Origin of the sequence: Kitasatospora hibisci (assembly GCF_043950205.1) — a bacterium.
GTDB classification, from domain to species: Bacteria; Actinomycetota; Actinomycetes; order Streptomycetales; family Streptomycetaceae; genus Kitasatospora; species Kitasatospora hibisci.
In genome coordinates this window covers 6,855,250-6,877,422 of the sequence record NZ_CP171642.1, presented here as the reverse complement: position 1 = coordinate 6,877,422, position 22,173 = coordinate 6,855,250, and the positions used below count along the sequence as shown (strand labels likewise).

At 69.6% G+C, this 22,173-nt stretch carries 12 protein-coding genes; 7 read left to right on the top strand and 5 right to left on the bottom strand.

Going from position 1 to position 22,173, the window contains the following annotated elements:
* Positions 1 to 825: 825 nt before the first annotated feature.
* Positions 826 to 1,335, bottom strand: coding sequence for an NUDIX domain-containing protein (locus tag ACF9IK_RS29945; RefSeq protein WP_395297188.1), 510 nt, complete (start codon positions 1,333 to 1,335; stop codon positions 826 to 828).
* 739 nt (positions 1,336 to 2,074) lie between these two features.
* Here ACF9IK_RS29945 and ACF9IK_RS29940 point away from each other — a divergent pair.
* Together ACF9IK_RS29940 and ACF9IK_RS29935 are read left to right on the top strand one after the other, a co-directional pair.
* The gene (locus tag ACF9IK_RS29940) at positions 2,075 to 2,536 is read left to right on the top strand and encodes a phytanoyl-CoA dioxygenase family protein (protein ID WP_395297187.1); all 462 of its coding nucleotides are present in this window, start codon (positions 2,075 to 2,077) and stop codon (positions 2,534 to 2,536) included.
* A 50-nt stretch (positions 2,537 to 2,586) separates the two neighbouring features.
* Positions 2,587 to 2,814 carry a hypothetical protein gene (locus ACF9IK_RS29935; protein ID WP_395297186.1) on the top strand — a complete coding sequence of 76 codons (228 nt, stop codon included), beginning with the start codon at positions 2,587 to 2,589 and terminating at the stop codon, positions 2,812 to 2,814.
* Positions 2,815 to 2,923: 109 nt separating this feature from the next.
* Here ACF9IK_RS29935 and ACF9IK_RS29930 read toward each other — a convergent pair whose 3' ends face one another.
* Genes ACF9IK_RS29930 through ACF9IK_RS29915 form a run of 4 tightly spaced genes read right to left on the bottom strand, consistent with a single transcriptional unit; the run spans position 2,924 to position 7,811 of the window.
* A complete protein-coding gene (locus ACF9IK_RS29930) occupies positions 2,924 to 4,228 on the bottom strand; it encodes an AAA family ATPase (RefSeq protein WP_395298721.1) in 1,305 nt (434 codons plus the stop codon).
* A gap of 56 nt (positions 4,229 to 4,284) precedes the next feature.
* Positions 4,285 to 5,784 carry a hypothetical protein gene (locus ACF9IK_RS29925; RefSeq protein ID WP_395297185.1) on the bottom strand — a complete coding sequence of 500 codons (1,500 nt, stop codon included), beginning with the start codon at positions 5,782 to 5,784 and terminating at the stop codon, positions 4,285 to 4,287.
* A complete protein-coding gene (locus ACF9IK_RS29920) occupies positions 5,781 to 6,899 on the bottom strand; it encodes a hypothetical protein (protein ID WP_395297184.1) in 1,119 nt (372 codons plus the stop codon). Before ACF9IK_RS29920 ends, ACF9IK_RS29925 begins: the two co-directional genes overlap by 4 nt.
* A 57-nt stretch (positions 6,900 to 6,956) precedes the next feature.
* Entirely contained in the window at positions 6,957 to 7,811 is an 855-nt protein-coding gene (locus ACF9IK_RS29915; RefSeq protein WP_395297183.1) for a hypothetical protein, read from the bottom strand.
* Positions 7,812 to 8,171: 360 nt separating this feature from the next.
* Here ACF9IK_RS29915 and ACF9IK_RS29910 point away from each other — a divergent pair, with 360 nt between their 5' ends.
* The 5 genes from ACF9IK_RS29910 to pglW all read left to right on the top strand — a co-directional run bounded on the left by ACF9IK_RS29910 (position 8,172) and on the right by pglW (position 22,086).
* Entirely contained in the window at positions 8,172 to 9,599 is a 1,428-nt protein-coding gene (locus ACF9IK_RS29910) for a PD-(D/E)XK nuclease family protein (protein WP_395297182.1), read from the top strand.
* On the top strand, positions 9,596 to 10,747 hold the full coding sequence (locus tag ACF9IK_RS29905; RefSeq protein WP_395297181.1) for a hypothetical protein: 1,152 nt from the start codon (positions 9,596 to 9,598) through the stop codon (positions 10,745 to 10,747). Before ACF9IK_RS29910 ends, ACF9IK_RS29905 begins: the two co-directional genes overlap by 4 nt.
* Positions 10,740 to 14,174, top strand: a complete 3,435-nt coding sequence (locus tag ACF9IK_RS29900; RefSeq protein ID WP_395297180.1) for a signal recognition particle — start codon at positions 10,740 to 10,742, stop codon at positions 14,172 to 14,174. The genes ACF9IK_RS29905 and ACF9IK_RS29900 overlap by 8 nt, the downstream gene beginning before the upstream one ends.
* Positions 14,175 to 14,222: 48 nt before the next feature.
* The gene (locus ACF9IK_RS29895; protein WP_395297179.1) at positions 14,223 to 17,063 is read left to right on the top strand and encodes a pPIWI_RE module domain-containing protein; all 2,841 of its coding nucleotides are present in this window, start codon (positions 14,223 to 14,225) and stop codon (positions 17,061 to 17,063) included.
* A 298-nt stretch (positions 17,064 to 17,361) separates the two neighbouring features.
* Positions 17,362 to 22,086 carry a BREX system serine/threonine kinase PglW gene (gene pglW / locus ACF9IK_RS29890; RefSeq protein WP_395297178.1) on the top strand — a complete coding sequence of 1,575 codons (4,725 nt, stop codon included), beginning with the start codon at positions 17,362 to 17,364 and terminating at the stop codon, positions 22,084 to 22,086.
* Positions 22,087 to 22,173: the final 87 nt, after the last annotated feature.

Below are 22,173 nucleotides of genomic sequence, written 5' to 3'. Positions count from 1 at the left end.
CGACTGTCGCTGCCCCGGCCATGGCGTTCGCCTCCGAGACATGCCATCTGGGTGATCGTCCTCCTTGGAGGGATGGAGCTGGCCGCCCGCAGCTGAGCCGTTCACTCACGCGCAGGATTTCCGACCGGCCGATCCCGTCCAGCCTGAACGCGGCAGGCCCAGTCGGCCATGAGGGTGGTGGGCTGCTATGCGCGGACGCTCGACAGCACCGCGTCGTACATCTGCGCGTATCGGTCGGTGATGGTGCGCCAGCTGTAGTGCTGGACGACGAAGTGGCGAGCGGGGCTTCCGCGCCGTTCGATCTCCCCGGGACGGCTGAGGGCGTCCAGCAGGGTAGCGTGCAGGTCATCGGCGTCACCCGGGACGGTGAGCCACCCGGTCGGCCGGGGCCCGTCGGGTCGGATGGTGGCGAGGGGGCCGCCACTGGCGGTCGCAACGACTGGAGTGGCGCGGAGGCCATCGCCTCCAGGCAGACCAGCCCGGCGAGTACATGTAGTTTCGTCGGGGGTTCGCAGACCCGACTGCGTGGAGCGATCGGAGGGTCCACGCCATTCCTGACGAGGAGCCAGCCTCGCTACTGAACTGCCTTGCCATGACCGCCGCCGCTGTGGCCCTGACGGCCTCGTCGAGGATTCTGGAGGCGTGCTGGTGGCTCCGCATCGCTCGGATGCGGAGCCACCAGCGGGGTCGGCCACGATGCCGGCATGAGGAAGGGCCCGCATCACTGCGTCGGCGCCGAACAGGTCCATCGCGGCTATGGACGAGTCGAGGTCGCGGGTGAGCGTCATGGTTCCCAGTGGCCCGGGGCAACGTGCCCTGGGCACGTCAGTCGGCGGGCCGGTCGTCGCGGTAGGACCACACGTGGCCGGCGGCTGAGCCGGCAAGGTACTCCAGCAGGGGCTCGATCTCGGGGCGGGAAGCTGACGAAGAGCCCAGGACCTTCCTGGCCTCCTCCAGCGGCAGAAGGACAGCGCCGGTGACCTTGCCGTCCGGGTCGTGGACGGCGATCTCCCCGTCCCAGTCGGTGCAGTCGAAGGCGAGGACCACCGTGGAGGGGTAGCGGGTGGTCGTGGTGTTGACGAGGTAGGCCAACGGGCCGACGGTCGCCAGGCGCAGGCCGGTCTCCTCGCGGACCTCGCGGATGAGCGCCTCGCCGAGGAGTTCGCCGCGTTCGACTCCGCCGCCGGGGATGGACCACATCTCCTGCCCGTCGTGCTGTTCCTGGACGAGGACGATCTGGTCGCCACGTCGCAGCAGGGCTGCGACGACCTGGACGCCAGGACCGGCGACCGGCGCGGGGGCGGGGGCCAGGGCGGTGGATTCGGTTGCGGTCATGGCTCACTCCAGTTTGTCTCGCAGGGCTTTGACGCCGCCGGGGATATGGGTGGGGTCGCGGCCGTGCCGGTGCAGGAAGTACGAGAGGCGGATTACCAGGCGGTGGAAGGCTAAGCGCTGCTCTAACTTCGGGTCCGCCGGCTGGGCGCGCTGCAGCCATTAGGCATCCAGTCGCTGTCTACGGTCCTCGGATGAGGTGAGGCACCAACGGTCGATCTTGATGAAGTCGCTAGCGTCCTTCGCCGCAGTGGCGTGGTCGAAGTCGAACAGGGCGATCTGGCCGCCGGGTCGGATGGGATGCTATCGGGCTGAATGTCCTGATGGGTACTCATCTGGAGGCCGCTGAGCCGTTCGCCTGACTGGATGCCGCATCGGACTGCGGCACCCGCGAGGCCGGCTGGCGCGGATGATCACCGCTGAGCTCCCCTCGAACTCGAACAGGCCAAGGCGGAACTCGGCTCCGCCGCCAGGGCGGCTCAGCTGACGACCCGACGAAGGCCCTGATATGAGCGGTGAGGGCGGGCGACTCCTCCACCGCCGTCGGCTGCAGCCGCCAGCGGTCGCATGGATGGCCTGTTCTCTCGTCGAGGAGCAGCCATGGCCGCGGCGAAACCGCTGTTCGCGAGGATGGACAGCAACGGAGGCCCAAGGCGCAGTCCCGCGGTGGGCTGGCCACCGGCGCTCCAGCCGGACGGAAATCCCTTTGCACACGCTCCCCGTCAACCGCTTCCATGGCCTGATGGAGACAACAACTCCCAATGCCATCAGTGCATTTCGGCGCGATGGCTACTGTGTCCTGACCGGTGTACTCACCGCGGCCGAGGTCCAGAGGTGGCGCGCACTCCTCGCCCGCCACATCGACGCAGCGCCGCCTGCCCCGGACCGCACGGGGCCGTACTTCCTGTGGCCGGCACTCGCCGAGGATGCCGAACTGCGCATGCTGTACGCGGACAGCGGCATCACCGATGCCTTCCGGCCGTTCGTGCGCGCCGATCTCGATCTTCCGGCGCCGGAGGTCGCCCAGTTCGCTTTCACGCTCCCACCGCATCCGCACCACCCCGGCGCACCGCACATCGACGGCCTGACTCCCCCGAGGACGACGGCCGTCCCGGAACGTTCACCGCGCTCGCCGGAATTCTGCTCACCGACCAACGGGAGCTGGACCGCGGGAACCTGTGGGTCTGGCCCGGCACCCACCTGAGCACGGGCGCCTGGCTATCCGAGCACGGGGCGGATGCCCTCCGCGATGCTGTGCCGTACCCGCCGATCGAGCTGCCCAAGCCCGTCCAGGTCGCCGGACCAGCCGGAAGCCTGGTCCTGGTCCACTACCTGCTCGCCCACAACATCGGCGGCCACTTCGGCACGGCCGACGACGAACGCCGCGAGACGGTGTATTTCCGGCTCCATGCAACGGGGCATCGGGAGCGCTGGCGAGAGGTTGTCGCCCAGCCGCTCATGGAGTTCGTCTCGGCGCCGTAGTTACGACCGAGGCGTCGACTACTGAAGGGGCTCTCACGGTGGCGCGCACGTCAAGCCCGATGCCCCAAAGTCGAGCGGCAAGCGCTATTCGGAGATCGAGATCAGAGCCCTACGCCGACTTCAGCTGCGCCATTACTACTTGGTGAGCTCGCCAGCCGTCCGGGAACTTGGGCTGGACATCCAGGTGCACGGGGCTGCTACGAGGATGCCGGTCGAGCAGGTCGGTGATGCCGGCCCGGGCGACCACGATGCAGGCGAACCGGTGTCGGGAGAGCAGGACACACAGGCGTCCGGTCTCCATGTGGAACGCGGAGGCGTCCGCCCGGCCAGAGAGCGGATGCCAGACAAGGGTGACGTCGAACTCCCGTCCCTGGAGTCGGTTGGCGGTGTCCACGGTGATCTGGGTGAGGCCGCGATCGGCCAGCCGGGCGCGTACCGCGTTCACCTGGATCGTCCGGGCCGCGCCAATCGCGATTCGGGACTCGGTCAGCGGCTCGCCGTTGACCAGCGCGCCGCGCTCGAGCAGGCGGGACGCCGTCGCGGCGAGTGCCTCGGCGGTCTGAGGGTCGTGGTCGAGGGTGTGTCGGCCGGGAAGTTCTAGGTAGCCCCAGCCAGTGGCGGCAGCTTGGGCTAGCACCGGGTCTTCCAACGTCGGCCGATGGGGCACGCTTCCGTAGGTCATCACGCGTTCGGCCGCTGTGGTGCCCGACTCGAATGGGTAGTACGGATAGAACGCCTGCGCCACCAAGGGCGCGGCCATCTCTGGGAGCCGCCATGAGATGGGTAGCTGATGCCGAAGCAGGCTCTTCTCGTGGGCGAGGGTGACGTCCACCGCGTTCCGCAGTGGATCCCAGCTGAGCCCGTGCCAGCGGTCGGTGTCAACGGTGGCGAAGGGGTCGAGCTGGCCCGGGTCGCCGACGAAGAGCACCTGGGATTCGGGCGCGTCGAAGAGGGGGCCGGTCGCGAGCAGGGCGTCGGAGCGCATCTGGTATGCCTCGTCGACGATGGCCCATCGCCAGGTTCCAGACTTTTCCACGTCGACGTATGCCCACTTGGCGGCTGTGGAGACCACGACGGGCAGGTCCCGCAAGGTTTCGATCTTGTCGCCCGCGCTGACGTTCAGGTGTCGGGCGACGCGCGGTGGCAGGGTGAAGTCGGACTTGTGGAGGCGGCCGATCGCCAGATCCGGGTATTCCCGGGCGATGTTGTCGACCAGGTCGTCGACCTGCTCGTTGGTCTGCGCCACGATCATTACTTGGTGGCCGGCCTCGGTGAGGTGGCCGGTGGCGCGCTTTACAAGAGTGGACTTGCCGGCGCCGGGCGGAGAGTCGACGACGACCCCGCGACCGGTGACGGTGTCGAGGTCCGACAGGATCGCGGCGACCGCGCGGTCCGCGCGGTCCGCCGGGTTCACGGCGTTGTCGGCAGGGGTGCGCTGGGCCGGGACCGGCGTCGTGGACGTGGTGCTGTTCACTCCCATTCCTCCTCGGCGTCCTCATCGGTCGGTTCGTACGGCTTGCGCGGGCCCCCGTGGGTCCACGGGGTGTCTTCCTCAGCGGGCAGCTTCGCCATGATGGTGCCGAGGTCGAGCACCGTGTAGGTCACCGTCTCGCCTACCGTGGCGATTGTGCCGGGTGGCGCGGGCGGCTTCTGTTTCCTCGCGAAGCCACCCTTGAGCTGGAGCACCACCAGGTCGGATCCGTCGTGTGGGGTCACCTCGATGATCTCGGCGGATTGGCCGGGCCGCGCCGGGGAGGTCACCTTGGCTCCTACGCTCAGACGCGCCGGGCGGTCGGCGTGGACGGTGATGGTCGGTCGCCAGAGGGGGGACCTGGCGCCGGGAACGAAGCGGTCTTCCTCGCGGGCGACGACCGTCCCACTGAAGGCCTCACCTGTCAGTTCGTACTCTGCCATCACCAGGGGGTCGTCATAGGCTCGTTCGGCTTCGTACCGGGCGACCGCGTTCTCGAGCCGTGCCAGACGCCGCGCCGCTCCCACGGCACGGTCGCGTCTGCCCTGCGGATGGCCGTGTTCGTCAAGGTAGACCGCATAGTCGGTAAATTGCTGGCGGTCCAAGGTCCATCGCGCGGCGACGTGCTCTCCCTCGGGCAGGTTTCGTGCCAGGCCGACACCGCGCCAGATCAGGTCCCAGGTCGGCCGCAGCTGCCCCAGCAGCGCTTGGTCGATCCGCTCGCCGACTCGCTCTCTGACTCTCCCTTCGGTCTCCGTGTAGCGGGCGAACAAGTCATGGAGGATGCCGTCGAAGCCCGGGTCTGTGGCGGGGCCGGCGGGCGGCCACACCAGCGGGTCCTCGGTCTCCCGAGCGGCGTCCGCACCGCTGCGGCCACCGGGCGGGTCGATCCAGGCCACCACAGCTGCCAAGTGAGAGTCCTCGGCGGAGCTCTGGCCAGTCGCCCAGTGGGCGGTGAGAACGCGGCTCACCGCGAGTGTGGTGCTGGATCCGGGGAATTCTGCCTGGTCGGCGAACCAGGTCAGCCATTTGCCGAGCGTTGGCACGTCGGGGTGAACAGCGTGCGGGCCGTCTGTTGCGCGCAGCCGCGTGAGTCGGCCGAGCAGGCGGAGGTAAGCGATGCCCTCGCCGTTCGGGACGAGGAGCTGGGGCGCGTGCAGAGCGCGTTCCCGTTCCTGTACCTCCTTGCCCCGGCCGGCTGTGTAGATTTCGGTCTCGGCACGGCAGTCCTTGATGTACGGCAGAAGTAGGGCGCCGAGCTCTTCGACGAAGCGGAACCTCATGGTTCTGTCGCGCGGCTGGCGGACCGTCAGCAGGATCGGGCGTTGCGGGTCGGTGCCGGCCAGGGCGGCAAGTGGTGCGCAGGCCTCTCCGGCGAGGGTGAGCGGCACCAGGACGAACGGCTTCGCGTCAAGGTGCTGGTGCCGGACGGTGGTCAGCGGATGGGCTCGGCCGGCCTGGGTCGCCCGTAGGGTGGCGACCGTGGTGAGCATGCTCATGCAACATCCCCTCGGCGCAGGCGGTGCAGGCGTTCGGCGGCAAGGAGCAGTTCGATGGTCTCGGCTGCCTCTTCGCCTTGCGGCAGGAGCCTGTCGAGGTAGGCGAGGGCCGTGCTGGTGGAGTCGATGCCGGGCAGGTCGTTCCGCACTGCGCTGCCCAGCCGGGCCGGGGACGCTTGGGTGTCCGCCTCGTCACGGCAATAGCGTGCCATCTCGCAGAACGAGAGGCAGTCGGGAACGTAGGAAGCGGGTAACCGCCCCACCGATTCCAGGAGTTCACCTGGGTCCCGGTCAATGTCCAGGGTGGCCGCGTGCGGCAGGTCTCGGACCAGGTTCTCGGCGCGGCTGAGCCGGGTCAGCTGGAAGGCGAGCGCGTCCAGCTCCTGGCGGAGGTCGATCTGGCGGAGGTACGGGCGGTTGGAAAAGTCCTTGGGGCAGATCAACAGGAAGGTGTTGGCGATCTGCTCCGCGTCGAGGCCAGCGGCGGCGAATGCGCGGCGCAGTGCGAGGACGTGCACGGCGGCCTGCTGCGCGGTCTGGGCGACCGCTGTCGGGTTGGCCTGGCCGTCGATCGCGGGGAAGGACCTGATCGCGACGACGTGGAACTTCCCGTCGATCCGGTGCGTCAGGGCATCGGGTTCCAGGTAAGCCAGCTGGCCGGCCACCTCCAAGGTCAGCACGGGATTCTGGAGGATCAGCCGGTCTTGGTCACCGGCGACGATGGCCCCGATGAGGCTGCGGGTCTCCCGCTCGCGCGCGGCGATCGTGGTGATGCCGCCGACATCGGTGAGGTCCTGTAGTTTGGCTTCCTCGACGGGGACGCCGAGCTCCTCACGGAGCAGCCTGATCAGTTCTGCGTACGCTCCCCACTTCACGAAGGCCTTGAACGCCTCCTCGCGGGCGATGGCGAACGGCGACTGGCCGAAGCGTGGCTCATAGCCCATCCGCTGAGCCAGCGCGGTTTTGTCGACCCCGGACGCGTCCAGAACGGCCCGCCTCGAGCAGGTCGGATTCGCGGTGAGTGCGGTGATCTTCCGGGCGCTGTAAGGCTGGGGCGGCCGGTCGCCGCGCAGCTGGGAGAGCCGGTCGGGAGGTTCGGGTTGCTGAGGGGGCATCGTCTCGTCTTCGGGGGGTCGGGGGCGTAGCTGATCTCCGGTGGTACCCGAGATCAGCTACAAGAAGCCCCCAGCGCTGCGAAGGGCATTGTGCAGTTCACGTGCGCCGAAAAGCTGTTGGACGTCGCTGAGTTGTTCGCGTGCGCGGCGAGCCGCCGCGGCCCGCTCCCTGTCACCCTCGGCCTGATGAACGGCGGCTTCGGTGTGCGCAGCGGAGAGGACACGGGCCGGGTCCGGCCGGGTGTCCTCGCTGTAGGCGCCGGGGATGGTGAGGGCGAAGCGGCGGAGCAGTCGCCAGGCCGCGTCGGTGGGCGGGTGCCCGGCGTCGCTGAGTCGTTGGATCTGTTCGGCGGTGCCGATCGCGTGTCGGAGGAAGTCCGCGCGGGGGCTGAGCGGGGTGATGAGGCGTCGCTCCAGCGGCCAGACCGACGCTGCGAGCAGGCCTCGCGCCACGGTGAGCCGGTCGTGGTTGAGCGCGGCACAGATGTAGTACGGGCGGGAGTAGCCCTGCGCGGTGAAGGAGCGCTCTTCGTCCCGGCGGAGCGAGGCGAGCTTGGTGGCGACCAGCGGCTCGGAAAAGAACGCCTCGTACACCGAGGAGATGAGCTTGGGTGAGGCGGGTGCGCCGAGGACGGTCAGCGACTGGTAGACCTGCTCGCGCACCGGGATCGCGCCGTGGCTCGGTTGTCCGACCGGTTGTAGCGGTTCCGCGTGCGGGCGCGGCGGGGCGGCTGCGGGCGCGCCCTCCTTCGTCTCCTCTTCGTCCAGCGCGGCTTCCCAGGCCTCCTCGACCTCGCGCAGTTCCTTGCGGATGCGTGCGCTCACTGTCTTGTCGCCGGCGCGGCGCGATTCCCGCCATTGGGCGCGCAGGGCGGTGAGGCGCTTCTCGAGTTCCTCGACTGTTGCGGCCATGGCGGCAGCGTAGTGCACCGTCCATCGATTTCCAAGATCAACCAAGCCATTCCAAGAAAACTCTCCAAAGTCTTCCAAGGATGTGCGCTATGGTCGTAGCCCGGCGCACCCCCTCGTCTCAGGGGGGCGAGGTGCGGTGCCGCCGTCTTGGAAGGGGAGGGCATGGGCGACAGTGCGCGCTGGCGTAGGCCGCAGTGGATGACTGGCGATGACCGCCATGTGCGGATCAGCCCGGGGACCGGGGGCGATGAGGACCACACGTGTCCTGCCCGGGACGCCGCCAAGGCCCGACCGGCGGTCACGACGCGGGTGCCGTCTCAGCTGCCCAAGGAGGTCCTGGAGGAATTCACTCTCGGGCCGGTGACCGAGGTGCTCGACCTGGTCGAGTTCGACGGGGTCTCACCCGACCGAGCGCTCGCCGCGTTGGCCGGCCGCAAGCGGGCGCTGCACTCCGGGCACCGCTCCTACACCGAGCACGCGGTGGGCCAGTATCTGGCCCGTGAGGCCGGGCGTGAGCTCGTTCCGGTCCGGGACTACTGGGTGGTACGCCGAGACAACGGACTCCGGTGGGAGTTGTACGCCTGGTGGCGCCGGTACCGGTCGGCGGACGGCACTCTCCGGGAGCTGCGGCGGCTTCGGCATGCCGGTGCCCGATCGTCAACGCCCGGCGAGGTCGCGATCGCCGCCTACGCCGCGGCATTTGGGGCCGCAGCGTCCTGGCCACGCCGGTGGAGGCAGCCGTTTGCCCTGACCGGGGTGCCCTCTTCACCCCGTCAGATCCGAATCCTCGAGGTCGGCCTCGACGACGGCTCGTCAACAGTCCAGTTCGAGGGCAGTCCGGAGGACGCCAAGGCGTACTACGACACATACGGTGCCCAGCAGGTCCAGACGGTGGTACGCGGCGGGCCAGCGCGGCCAGGGTCGGCATGCGTGGGCTGCAAGCAGTTAACCGGTTGCGCCGCGCTCCCCCGTGTTCCTGGTGTGCTTGGTCTCTCCGCGCGCTCGGCACCACTGCGCAAGGTATCGGTGAGCGACCTTCGCTATCACGCCGCCTGCCCGGCGCAGTCGTATCTGCGGTCCCTGCACCTGCCGAAGGAGGCCGAGTACGCCGACTCCGCCAAGCTGGGCCAGGCTGTTCACGACTGGCTCGACCGGCTCCACCGGCGCCACGGCCACCCGGCCTGTTCGGTCACCGACATGCCGCCGCTCGGCGTCAACTGGACCACCGGCCGGTGGCAGGTCTCCGACGGGGACGCCGCAGCCGGCCGCGCCATGCTGCTGCACCACGTCGACGCTTGTCCCTTCCACGACTCCGGGCTGATCGAGGAGGTCGACTCCGAGGCCCTGCGAGCGGTTCACGACACGGCGGCCCAGGCCTTGGTCATCAGCAAGCCGGACCTGCTGTACCGGGAGGACGGCTCCTGGATCTGGCGGGAGCTCAAGACCACCCGTCGGCGCCCGCGGCACGGCGAGGACCTCCTGGACCTCTACCCGCAGCTCGCCCTGGCCGTCACGTTGCTCGCCTCGGGGGCGCTCGGCGGCGACCCGTCCGGGTCACGCGTGGAGGTGGAAATCCTGCGGCCGGAAGGCTCGGACCCGCACATGATCGACCCCACCGATCCCGAGCGGCTGGCCAAGGCACGGTCCGTGCTGCATGGCTACGCCGGCCCGTGGCGAGACGACCATGTCTGGCCGGCGCAGCCTGGCGGCCATTGCCGGCAATGCCCGGTGTCCCAGTGGTGCGTCAGCGCCGCCACGAGCGACTCCAGCGAGGAGGAAGGCGCATGAACGCCAACAACACCACCGCCGGCACCGACGAGGCGCTGCTGCGGGAGATCGCCACGGCCCTGGTCGATCTGTCCCGTCTGCGCACCGTACCGAACCCGGTCTATCCCGCCAGGGTGCAGAACTCCTACAACCGCCTGGTCCTGCACTGTTTGCGCAACGGTGTCGAGCCCCCGGGCAGTGTCCCCGAACTGGCCCGGTGGGCACGCGTACGCCCGCTGTCCGACTGGCCGCTGAAACTGCCGGCAGATGCCCAGCATGCCAGCCACCGCCTCTCCGATCCGGAGACCAGACTCCCCAGCCAGCTCTGCCTCGAATGGGAGGTGAGCGCGGCCGATCCGGCCGCCGAACTGTTCGAGAACGAGGTGATCCACGAAGCCCTCGCCACGTGCCGGGCCGCATGCAATCCCGGCGCGTACACGGCCTTCCGAACCCTGCTCACCACCAGGCCGGTCCTCACTGGGGCCGAACTCGCGCTGCTGGGCGGCGACCCGGAGTGCGGCATGCTGCTGCTCTCCGTCCTGAAGCGCTGCTACGAGCCCGTACCTGCGTCCTACCTGATGGACGGCGCAGGATGGCAGTGCGGACGATGCCTTTGCCTCATGATCCCCCTGATCGACGGCGGACACAGGTGCGAGCTCGACCGCTGCCGCCGCGACGGCACCGGAGCAGATGGCAAGCCGATCCGTGCCGACAACGGCGGCCTGTTCCAGCTCTCTCGCCCGCTACGGATGTTCGTCACCAGCCCGGGCCTCGCCGAAACCGACCTCCAAGCCGCCCTTCACCGCCGCTTCGGTATCACGGCCGAAATGTGGCCCAACTTCGACGCTTACGACCTGCGCGTTCCGTTGCCTGACGGGCGGCACTGGGCCGTGGACGTCAAGGACCGCGTCAACCCAGCGCTTCTCGCCCGCACCCTCACGCCGTTCCGGAGCGACCCGCCGTACGACCGAGCCTTCCTCGTCGTCCCGCACTACCGCTTCCAGGAGAACGAGGCCTACGGACGACAGTTCCGGCGCCACGTTCCACTCGACCTCGCCGGGCGCATCGAGCTGTTGGACGGCGGGGCCTTCCTGCGCCTGGTGGGCAAGGAGATCGCCATCCGCCCCGAACGGGCGGCCACCCCCATCGAAGGAGACGACCATGCGTGACCGGCGTGGCTGGCACAACCGCTGCTCGCCACAGCAGCTCCGCGAGGTCTGGCCGGAGAGCCTCGGCCAGTTCCGGCCGGCCGACCTCCTCGATGTCGAGCTGGGCCTCTACCTCCTGCAAAGCGTGACCCCCAGCCGCACCGCCCTCGATGTCTGGCCGCTGCTCGGGGGCTATCCCTACAGCGACGTGTTCGGCGACGTGCGCACGGAATCTCAGCGGCTGCGCCTCCTGCGGGCCCGCCACCGGCTGTGGGACCTGCGTCGGCGGACCACTTGGCTGGAGGCGCTCACGTCTTACCTGGAGGTGCCCCAGCAGCTGCGCGGCTACGACCTGGACGCACCGGACTCGGTGCCGCGTCGCCGCGAGCCGACACGGTCGAGCCAGCGGTTCGAGGTGTTCGAGGAGGTCCTCAGCCAGGCGCCCGACTTCTCCACCCGATCGACCCCGATCGCCGAATCCGGCGAGTACACCTTCCGGGTGGACGACCGAATGCACTCAGTGGTGCTCACGGACGATCTGCTCACCGGCGTCCGGCCGCTCGCGCATGACCTCGACGCGCTCCCCAGCGGGCGCGGCGCGCCGATCGAGGTCAGCTGGACCGACCTGGCCAAGGCTGCCGACGCGATGGACGCTGCCGAGGTCACCACGACCGACGGCGCCCCGAACAGGTGGCGTGACCGACTCGAACGCGTCAGGCTGCTCGTCCGGGACGAGGAGCTCGGGCGGTTCACCGAACAAGGGCAGCTGCGGATCGACCGGCTGCTCCACCTGGTGGGGATGGTCGGCGCCGGCAAGTCCACTGTCCGCGACATCCTGACCTACCACGTGGTCACCGGAGAACCGGCCCGCCGGGTCACCATCGTGGTCAGCGACGTCGCTGAAACCCTTGCGGTGGTTGCGCAGTTCGAACGGCTCGGGGTTCGGGCCGCACCGGTCCTCGGCCAGTCGACCCGTGAGCGCAACATCAGCCGGCTGCACCGCCGTACTGCGACAGCGGGCGCCGAGACCATGCTCGGGCATGACCATCCGGGCTTCGCTTACCTCAGCAGTGCCTGTCCGGTGGATGTCCTGCGAGGTCTGGAGGCACGCCGACCGCTCGGCATCCGCCAGGCCCCCTGCACTGCGTTGTTCACTGTGGTCGACACACCGGTCGGCGACCCGTGGCTCGACGCGGAGGAGCCGGTCGCGCGCCCTGCCAAGCGGCCGAAGCCGCAGCGGCGGCTCTGCCCCTTCTGGGACCGCTGCCCTCGTCACCGCGGCGCGCGCGAATTGGTCGAGGCCCAGGTCTGGGTCTCCACCCCGGCGGGCCTGGTGCACAGTTCGGTTCCGCAGCATCAGCACGACGAGCAGCTGCGTTACCTCGAACTCGCCTGCAGGTTGAGCGACCTCGTCATTGTGGACGAGGCCGACCGGGTCCAGATGCAGCTCGACACTGCGTTCGCGCCGGCCAGCACCCTGGTCGGTCGCTCCCCCAACTCGTGGTTCGACGAGGTCGCCGTCCACAAGTTCCAGCAGATGGCCCGGGACGCGCGACTGCAGCTCTCGGCACGCGATGTCGACGACTGGAGCAACGCGGTCAACACGGTCAGTGCCGCCACTGACCGGCTCTACGCGCTCCTCGTCAAGGACGAGCGCCTGCGGAACTGGATCAGCGTCGACTACTTCAGTGCCTTCACCCTGCACAACCTGCTGCTCGACAGCTGGTTTCCCGGGCGGGAGAAGGGACAGCAACCACTTCCGGAGGCCCACGTCCTGGACCGCGCACTGCATGAGTTCCGGGACGACCCACTGCACGAGCACCCGGCCGACAGCGACGACGAGGTCACACCGATCGTCAACACTCTGGTGCACCTCACTCTGGAACTGCTGCACGCACCGCACGGTGCCCGAACCCGCGACCGGCTGCGCGACACCCTGGAGAACCTCGTCGGACGCGGATCGGGAGTACTCGACCGCATCGATGTCCAGGCCCGGCGCTTCGAGTTCACGCTGATTCTCGCGGCCCTGCACAGTCGGCTCGACTTCATGACCACGCTCTGGCCGCGCGTCGAGGCCGCGCTGCACCTGGAGAACGCCTCCAACGTGCTCTCCCGCAGGCCGCCCAAGGACTACGAGGCGGTCATTCCCGAATCTCCGATGGGCAACGTCCTCGGCTTCCAGTTCCGCCTTGACGACCGGGAGCGCGACGGCGACCGAAGCGGCGAGCTCCGCTTCTTCCACTGCAACGGGGTTGGCCGAGAACTGCTGGTACGTCTGGGTGACTTGTGCGCCGTGGACAACCGGCCCGGCCCCAACGTCCTGCTCATGTCCGCGACCAGCTGGGCCGGTACCTCCAGCCGCTACCACCTGCACACCGAGGTCGGCGCAGTCCTTCGGCCCCGGGACGAGGAGGTCGCAGCCGTGCTGGGCACGGAGTTCCGCAAGGAGTTCCTCTACTGGCCGGGCGGAGAACGCCCCAGGCCCCTGCGCCTCTCCGGATGTGACCCCGAGGAGCGTCCCCAGGCTCTGCTCGAAATGCTCCGACAACTCGCCGTCCCCGACCGCAGTCTGCCGGGTTCGCTCAGCATGCTGGACACCGAGCTGGCCGAGATCGAGGACCCTGAGCGACGTCGGGTCCTGCTTCTGGTCGGCAGTTACGACGAGGCGCGCCGCGCCGCGGAGTTCCTCAACCAGATCCCGGAGTGGAACGGCCGCGTCACCCAGCTCGTCTCCGACGACACCGATGCCGACCACGCCTGGACCAGGCTTCCGCAGGACACCACAGTCCGCACCCTCCCCCGGGGCGACGTCCGGACCTTCCCCCGGTTCGGTGGAGACCTCCTGGTCGCACCACTGCTCGCGGTGGAGCGCGGACACAACATCGTGCTCGGCTCGGGCAAGGCCGCGATCGGCAGCGTGTACTTCCTCGCTCGGCCGCACCCGCGACCGGACGACATCTCGCTCGCCGTCCAGTCCATCAACGACTGGGCCACGCGCCAACTCCGAGACCGTGACGGCACCTTCCGGCAGGCCGCGCTGGCCGCGGCCAGCCCCGATCGGGCCGCCGTCGCGTTCCGCAGCACCGCCTTCCGCCAGTGGACCCGCTACCTGACCCGACGGATGGCCTGGTCCAGCCTTCGCGAGGACGAGAAGACCGCCTTCACCTGGGACCAACTCGTGGTGATGTGGCAGGTCATCGGGCGACTGGTACGCGGCGGAGTGCCCGCCCGAGTCGTCTTCGTCGACGCCGCCTTCTCCCCCCGGGAAGCAGGCTTCCAGGCAGCGGACACCCCGGACACCAGCCTGTTGGCCAGCATGCGCGCCGTCCTCGCTCCCTACTTCGGTGAGGCCGCGGACGAGGACGCCGTCGAACCCGCGGAGCTCGACCAGTCCCTCGTCCAGGAGTTGTACGAACCGCTGTACCGCGCCCTCACCGGCATGGCCTGACCAGGCCTTCACACCTTCAATCCGCCCGCCGTCACCGTGGAGGACACCATGGAGTACCAGCGCATCAGGGCCGCCGCTTTTCTACCCGTTCCCGGCCGGGACCGCCTCACCGTGCCCATGCACTGCCTCACCCTGCCCGCCGCGTGGGAAGAACCGCTGCTCGCGCTCCGAGCCGGCGGGCGGCCCGAGCGGCGCGGCCCGCATCCCCGCCGGGTACCGACCAAGGAGATCAACCAACTCCTTCGGGCAACCGCGCCCGACATCGTGACGGTCGACGCCACCGCCACGTTCGGTGCCGACCGCCCATGGCTCTACTGCACGCAGGCCTATCCCCAGCCCGTAACCAACATGTTCGTCGCCGCCTGGCTGCGGAACCTCCAGCGAAACCCGGAGGACCCGGAGAGCGCCTCGCGACTGCTGGCCTGCTTCCGCGACCTCGACACCGATTCCCTTCACTGGCAGGCACGGAACGTCGACCTGCTCGAGCAGCAACCGTCCGTGAACGGCACCGCCAATCCCGCACCGCACGTCTACCGGCTGCTGGCCGATCATCTCGCCGCCCGCATCGCGGCCCAACCCCCGTACGAGCACGGCGGAAGACAGCTGGCGTTCCACCAGGTCGCGGGTCTCGGCGGGGCCCGGGGCGCTGGCAGCGGTGGCGCGGAGCTGATGTCGTGGCCGCCGATCGAGTACCGGACCAAGCGCGGCACCGGTACCCCCGCGTACTACTCAGCCACCCTTCGAGTCACCGTGCGCACCGTCCCGTTCTCCCCCGTCCCACGTGTCCACCTCAGTGCAGGGGTCCGCCGCTTCGTCAGCGGCAAAGTATGGCTCCCCTATCGCAAGGGCGCCTCGGTGTACCTGCTGCCGGACTCCTCCCTGGTACCGAACGGACCCTCATCCACGCGCTTCTCCGTCGCCACGCTCCAGTGGCGCAACGGCACCACGGAATGGCGCCAAGGCGGCGCCGGCGGCATGCTGGCTGCCGTCACGGCGCTCGACCACATTCCCTCCCCGGAGCGACTGGTGAAGGAAGCCGACCACTGGATCGGCGGCCGCGACGGGATCCAGCTCGCAGTCGGTCACCAAACGGCTATGGGATCCCACTCGGTCCACTCCGGCCTCATGCCGAGCGAGCGCCGCCGAGTCGTCGAGTGGGCCGAACAGGCACTCCTGCCCGACCTCATGCCAGCCCCATACCTCGAGCGCAGCCGGCTCGCCCGGCCGCCGAAGAAGCAGCTCCGTAAACTGCCGGCCATCCCGAAGAAGGAGACCTCCCCGGAGAAGCTCGCAGCCATCCTCGACACCCATGGCCAGATCTCGGCAGCCAACGCCGCGACCCGCCGTCGGGCGATGGCCGAGGCACTGCCCGACGCCGAGCTCGTCGGCGTACTGCTGTACCAGTCGGACGGTCAACGCGACCGGCTGGTCGCCGCCGCCGAGAAGGGACTCGGCCTGGCCGACGGCCGGGCCGAACATGGCCCGAACAGCTGGGCGTGGAAGTCGCCTGAGCTCACGGTGCGGCTCCACGCACACCCGCTGGGAGCGCTCGGCGAACCGCTCGGCCGTGACCGTGTCCCGCGGATCGGCATCGAGCACGACGAGGCGATCGCGGACCGGCGGCGGCTGGTCGCCGCCGAGGTGGCAGCGCTGCGCGAGCGGGTGCCCGGCGCCCAGATCGCTCTCGTCGAGCTGGAGGGCCTTGATGTGTACCGCGGCCCCCGGCGGCGTGCCGACCCGAAGCACGCGATCCGGCTGGGCTGCGCGGACGGCGGGTTGGTCACCCAGTTCATCCGGCCGCTGGACACGGAGGGCGATCCGGAAAAGGCGGCTGAGGAAGCCGCTCTTCGGGCCGAGGCCGCGTGGGCGGACGCGCTCCGTCAGCTCGGTCTGCGGCTCGTTCCCCAGCACACCTTGGGCGAGCTGATCCCGGAGGAGCTGAACCAGGTCGCCTTCCATCTGGTCGAACGCCGGAGCGACGGGCCGACCGGCAAGCCGCAGTTCACCCCAATCGCGGTGCTACTCCGTCCCGGCGCCACCTGCGTCCTCGGCCGAAGCGCCGACATGCAGGAGTGGGTGCCCTACCCGGTGCTGCTGAAGTCGCTCACCGGGCGGGTGCGGGCCGAGGAGCTGCGGAGCGAGCCCGCCCAGTCGGCCCTCACGGCAGCGTTCATCAAGAACACGCTGTCCCGGCTGCGCAGCACCCCCACCCTGGTCTTGGCCCACGCCCAGGACATCCGCAAGCGTTGGCCGTGGCTGCGGAACGACGGGTTGGAGCGAGACAGGCTCGGGCTCGACGGCGGTCCGACCCAGCGGATCGGCCTGTACGGCAAGGGGTTGCGGGTCGTCCGGATCGCTGACGCAACCCGGGACGAGACGGCGCAGTGGTGGGCTGAGCGGGAGGAACTCACCGCGGACCTCGCCGGCCAGCAGCGCGGCGGCATCGCCAAGGGGCTCTGGGTGCCGACGGAGCCCGACGCATCGGGCCGCGTCTTCTACAGCACAGCCGACAAGTCGAGCACGCAGACCGGTCTGACCAACGACGACGCCAAGCTGACCCCGCACGTCAACCCGAGTGGGCGGGATGCATACCGCCCCACCGCGAACGCCTGGAACCCGAGCCTCCTGGAGTTCACCGTCGCCTGCCTGCAGCCGGGAGACGACGCCGAGGCGTGGGCGGCCTTCGTCCACCAGCAGCGGTTCAGCGAGGAGTACCGCGACGCACTCGGGCTGCCACTGGTCCTGCACCTGGCGAGGCTGGCCGACCAGTACGCGCTCCCCCACGAAGACGAAGACGACGTGGTAGACCCGACTGACGCCGCAGACCTGCTCCCCGAAGCGGCTGTGCCCACGGAACAGCTGTTCTTCGACTTTGATACCGGCGAGTAACCTAGCAACGCCCCAGGCCCGGAACCGCACTCGACCGGACCGGCCCCGCCCACAATGTCACAAGACCGAAGGCGCACCCATCACTCTCTGAATGCGCGCCGTGTTCGGTGAGGGTGACCGGCTCGGTCCGGGTAACGGTGACCTCGAAGGTGAGCTGGCGAGTGAGGACACCGCTGCCGGAGGACGCAGTTCACGCGAAATAGTCCCCCAACCGTCCACCCAAGTCCCACCGTGCACGCTGTTCGTCTGCGGTGCGGCCTAGAATCGCGGGGACGCAGGGGGCAGGACGGGGAGTGGTGTGAAAGACGAGCGGTGGACGACTGTCACCGAGTCGCAGTTCGAGCATGAGCGGCGCGGCCTGGAGGCGATCCGGCGTGCCCTGCGGGATCAGGACGGGGAGCCCTGGCGCGCCTGGTCGAACTTCACCTTCACCGCGAACAGCGGCCATGTCCGCGAGGTCGACCTCTTCATGGTCGCCCCGGCCGGCGTCTTCCTGATCGAGTTGAAGGACTGGCACGGCTCGGTCGCGGGCGGTGGTCGCGACTGGATCCAGACGACCCCGGGCGGTACTAGTCGACGTCACTCCAATCCGCTGCACCTGTCCAACCAGAAGGCCAAGGAGTTGGCCGGTCTGATCCAGTCGACCGTCGGTCCGCGCCCGCGCATCTGGGTCGGCGAAGCGGTCTGCTTCACCGACGACAGGCTCCGTCTGCATCTGCCGGCCGCCGACCTGAACGGCGTGTTCACCGTAAGGCAGTTGGCCGAGATGCTGGCCACGCCGCCCGGTGACGCCCGTTACGCGGTCACCGCCGAAGTCTCCCGAAAGGTCGCACAAGGACTTCAGAGCCTGGGGATCGCGCCAATCCGGCGGCAGGAGGAGGTTGGGGGGTACCTTCTCGACTCCGCATCCTTCGACTCCGGCCAGACCTGGGCCGACTACAGGGGTGAGCACACCCAGCTCCACGACATCGCCCGGGTGAGGGTGTTCCTCAGCGAGCGCGGCGCCTCGAACGCCGAGCGTGCCTCGGTGGAGAAGGCCGCCGCGCGTGAAGCCGCAGTGCTGAACCGGTTCCGCCACCCCGGCGCGGTGTCGGTGAAGAACTATCTTCCGACCGGGCACCCGGCCGGGCCAGCGATCCTATTCGACTACCACCCGCACACGATGCGCCTGGACGACTACCTCGTCAGCCACGGCCAGGAGCTCGATCTGCAGGCCCGTCTCGCCCTGGTCCGGCAGCTCGCTGAGACGATCCGCTCAGCGCATTCGCGCCGCATCTACCACCGCGCCCTATCCGCCCACTGCGTGCACGTCATTCCGCGCAACCGCGGCGCGCGCGGGCATGAGCTCAGCGAGGCCGAGCAGTGGGCACGGCCCCGCCTGGAGATCGCGGACTGGCAGATCGCGGCCGGCGGGCCCGGGGCCGGTGCTTCCCGTGGCAGTGCTTCCGGTGGCGGGCGTCGTCTGACGCAGATGATGTCGCCGAGCTCGCTGTCCGCGCTGCACATCGCTGACCAGGCGGACCCGTACCTCGCGCCGGAGCTGACGGCGGCAAAGGCCGATCCGGTTCGCCTGGATGTGTACGGCCTGGGTGTACTCACCTATCTGCTGGTCACGGGGAAGGCGCCGGGGGCGAGCCAGGCGGACGTACTGCGCCGGCTGGAAAGCGGTGAGACGCTGCGGCCCAGTGCGCTGGTCGACGGCCTGGATCCGGATATCGACGACCTGGTGGAGGCGGCGACAGCATTCGACCCGGTCCGTCGGCTTGCCGCGCTCGACGACTTCATGGAGATGCTGGAGTTCGTCGAGTCGTCGTTCGCTGCAGTGGCGTCCACGGAGACGGATGCGGACGACGGCACCGGTGAGGGGGCCGGTCACGGTGACGCGTCCGGCCCTGCTCCTGAGCCCGAGCCGGAGCGCGATCCCCTGGAGTGTGTCGCGGGTGATGTACTCGCGGGTCGCTGGGAGGTCGAGCGGCGGCTCGGCACCGGGTCGACCGCGCGGGCCTTCCTCGTACGTGACCTGGCCGCCGAGCCTCGCCGTAACGGCTCTCGGCCGCCGGTCGTGCTGAAGGTCGCGCTCAGCGAGGCCAAGCATCCGGTCCTGGAGCGGGAGGCGGAGGTTCTCGGCCGGATCCACCAGGACTCGCGGATCATCGGGCTCGCCATGCCCGAGCCGCTGACGATCGGCGGCCGCCGGGTCCTCGCCCTTGAGTACGTGGGTGACGCACGCGAGCAGCGCGGCGAGGAGGCGGGACGCTCGGAGCGGCCGCAGCGCCGCGAGGACACCGTGGCACGGCAGCTCCGAGAGGTCGGCCGCCTCGGCATGGACCAGCTGGAGGCGTACGGGCAGTATCTCTTCGGTGCTGTCGAGCACTTGGAGGCCGAGGGGATCTGGCACCGTGACCTGAAGCCGGACAACATCGCGATCCGCATCCGGCCGAACGGCACCCGTCAGCTCGTCCTGATCGACTTCTCGCTGGCCGGCTATCCGGCAAAGGAGATCGAGGCAGGCACGGAGGGCTACCTCGACCCGTTTCTCGGCACGCTCCAGCGCGGCGCGTACGACGCGTATGCCGAGCGGTACGCGCTCGCCGTGACCCTGCACGAGATGGCCTCGCGCGAGCTGCCGCAGTGGGGCGACGGCTCGGTCACCGCGCGGCAGACGGTCGCGGAGGAGTGGCCGTACCCGAAGATCGCGGCGGATGCGTTCGAGACGCAGGTGCGCGACGGCCTGGTGGCGTTCTTCCGTAAGGCGCTCGCGCGGGACGTCAAGGACCGCTTTCCGGATCTGGTTCCGATGGAGCGGGCCTGGAAGCAGATCTTCATCGAGGCGCAGAAGGCGACGGCGCCGTCCACGGGGCACGGTTCCGGTGCGGAGCGGGGTGCAGGGGCCGGTGCCGGGGTCGGGGATGAGACTCCGCCCGGTGACGAGGGCGCCGCCGCGCTTCAGATCCGTGAGGAGCAGGCCGCGCGGGCGACGCTGAGCACGCATCTGTCGGTGGCGGGCCTGAGCCCGGCCGCGCTCTCCCAGCTGTATGCGATGGGCCTGAGCACGGTCGGCGATGTCGTCACCTACAAGGCACGCAAGTTCCTCACCGCCCCCGGCATGGGTTCGCGTACGCGTGAGGAGATCCAGGGTCGTCAGAAGGAGTGGAACGCGCGGCTGCGCCGACCAGTCGCGCCGACCAGCAGTGAGGCGCGAAGGGAGGCAGAGCAGGAACTCACCGACCTCGAAGCGAGTCTCGCGGAGGCGGTAGGAGGCGAAACGGCCGCGGAGGCGTACGCCCGGCTCAGCCTGGACGCGCTCGCGGCCCGGCTGGTGCCCAAGCCTGCGACAGGTCGTGGTGGTTCCAACGAGACGACCCGCGAGGGCATCCGACTGCTGCTCGGTCTGCCGAACGAGCAGGGCCGGTACCCCGAGGGTCCGGTGTGGGCGCGGCAGGCGGACGTGGCGAAGGCCCTTGAGGTCACCGCAGGCCGAATCCCGCAGATCGTGAGGAAGGCGCGCGAGCGGTGGCACGAAGACGCGGCGCTGTCGGCCCTGCGCGAGCAGGTGGTGGAGATCCTCGCCGAGCGCGGCCGGGTGGCGTCCGTGGTCGAGATCGCCGACGCGCTCATCGCCCGCCGCGGTACCGGGGTCGCCGACCGGCGCGGCCGTCGGGGACTCGCTCTGGCGCTGCTGCGGGCGCTGGTGGAGCGGGAGCAGTTCTACGACGCCGAAAAGAATCCGCAGCCGCCGCTGCTGCACTACTTTCACGCGCCGGCGCCGCGCGGCACGGAGCCTGTGCTCGGCCTACTCGTCATCGACGTACGGGAGGGCACAGACAGCCCGGACACTCCAACCAAGCCGGCGCTTCAGGAGTACGCGGTGAAGCTCGGCGCGAAGGCGGATCGACTCGCCGGCCTGGAGTCCTTGCCGACCGCCGCGACCGTGCTGACCGAACTGGGCTCCGTCGCACGGCCGCCGGGTGTGCTCGGCTGGAACGAACAGCGGATCGCGGAGATCGCCGTCGCCGCGTCCACGCGAGCCGCGCTCACGCCGCGCCTGGAGATCTATCCGCGGGATCTGGATCTAGTGCGCGCCCTGCGCATCACCCAGGCCGGCATGGTCGCCGTCCAGCCGGAATTGGAGGAGGCGCGGCAGCCGGGCCTGCGCGTGGAGGACGTGCACAAGCTGGTCCACACCCGCTTCCCCGGCCTCGGCGCCGACCCTCTCGTCACGGCCGAACTCCCCACGGGTGCAGAGTTGGTGACGGCGCTGCGCAAGGCCGGGTTCGACCTGAAGCTGGAGACTCGCTACGACCGCGTGCTGCGACTGCTTCCCAACCGCCCTTCGGGCGCTGGGGCTGGCGGCAGCCAGGTGACGACGTACGGGAGTTCGCGTACGGGGACCGTTCGGTCAGCGAGCCAGCAGGGAGCCGCGCGGTACGACGCCGACCAGGCGGTACGAGCCGCGGCCACCGCCGAGCAACGGCTGACGCATGACGCGGGCAAGGACGGGCTGCGGGTACTCACCGTGCCGTCGCGCGGTGCACACGCGGCGGCACGACTCCTGGCGCAGGCGCCGTACGGGGCGGAGGAGGTGTCACTGACTGAGCTGTTCCTCGACGAGCTGCATGCGATGGTCGACGGGCGCCCCCAGCCGACCTGGCAGACGGTCCTCGAGGCGGATGCAGCCGCACCCGGTTCGCGGAGTCGGCAGAACCTCGGCGTGGTCGCCGGGCGGGCGTGGCACCAGTTGGAGCCGAAGCTAGCGGCCCGGCTTGAGCGGGTACCGGGGGCGGACCGAGGGCCGCTGTTGCTCACCGAGGCGGCGGTGCTGGCCCGGTACGACGCCCTGGATGTCCTGGACCGGCTCGCGGAGCTGTCGCGGGAGGGGCGGCGGCCGCTGTGGCTGCTCGTCGCCCAGTCCGACCCGTCGGACACGCCACGCCTCGCGGGGAAGGCCGTGCCGTACCAGGCCGCGCGCGGCGAGTGGATCCACGTGCCGGAGGCATGGGTGAACGCGCGTGCCGATGCCTGACAATTGATCACTGATACCTGTGATACCTAGCGACGTCTAACCTCGCCCCAACTCCCCCACGACCACCTACCGCATGATCACCCGAAC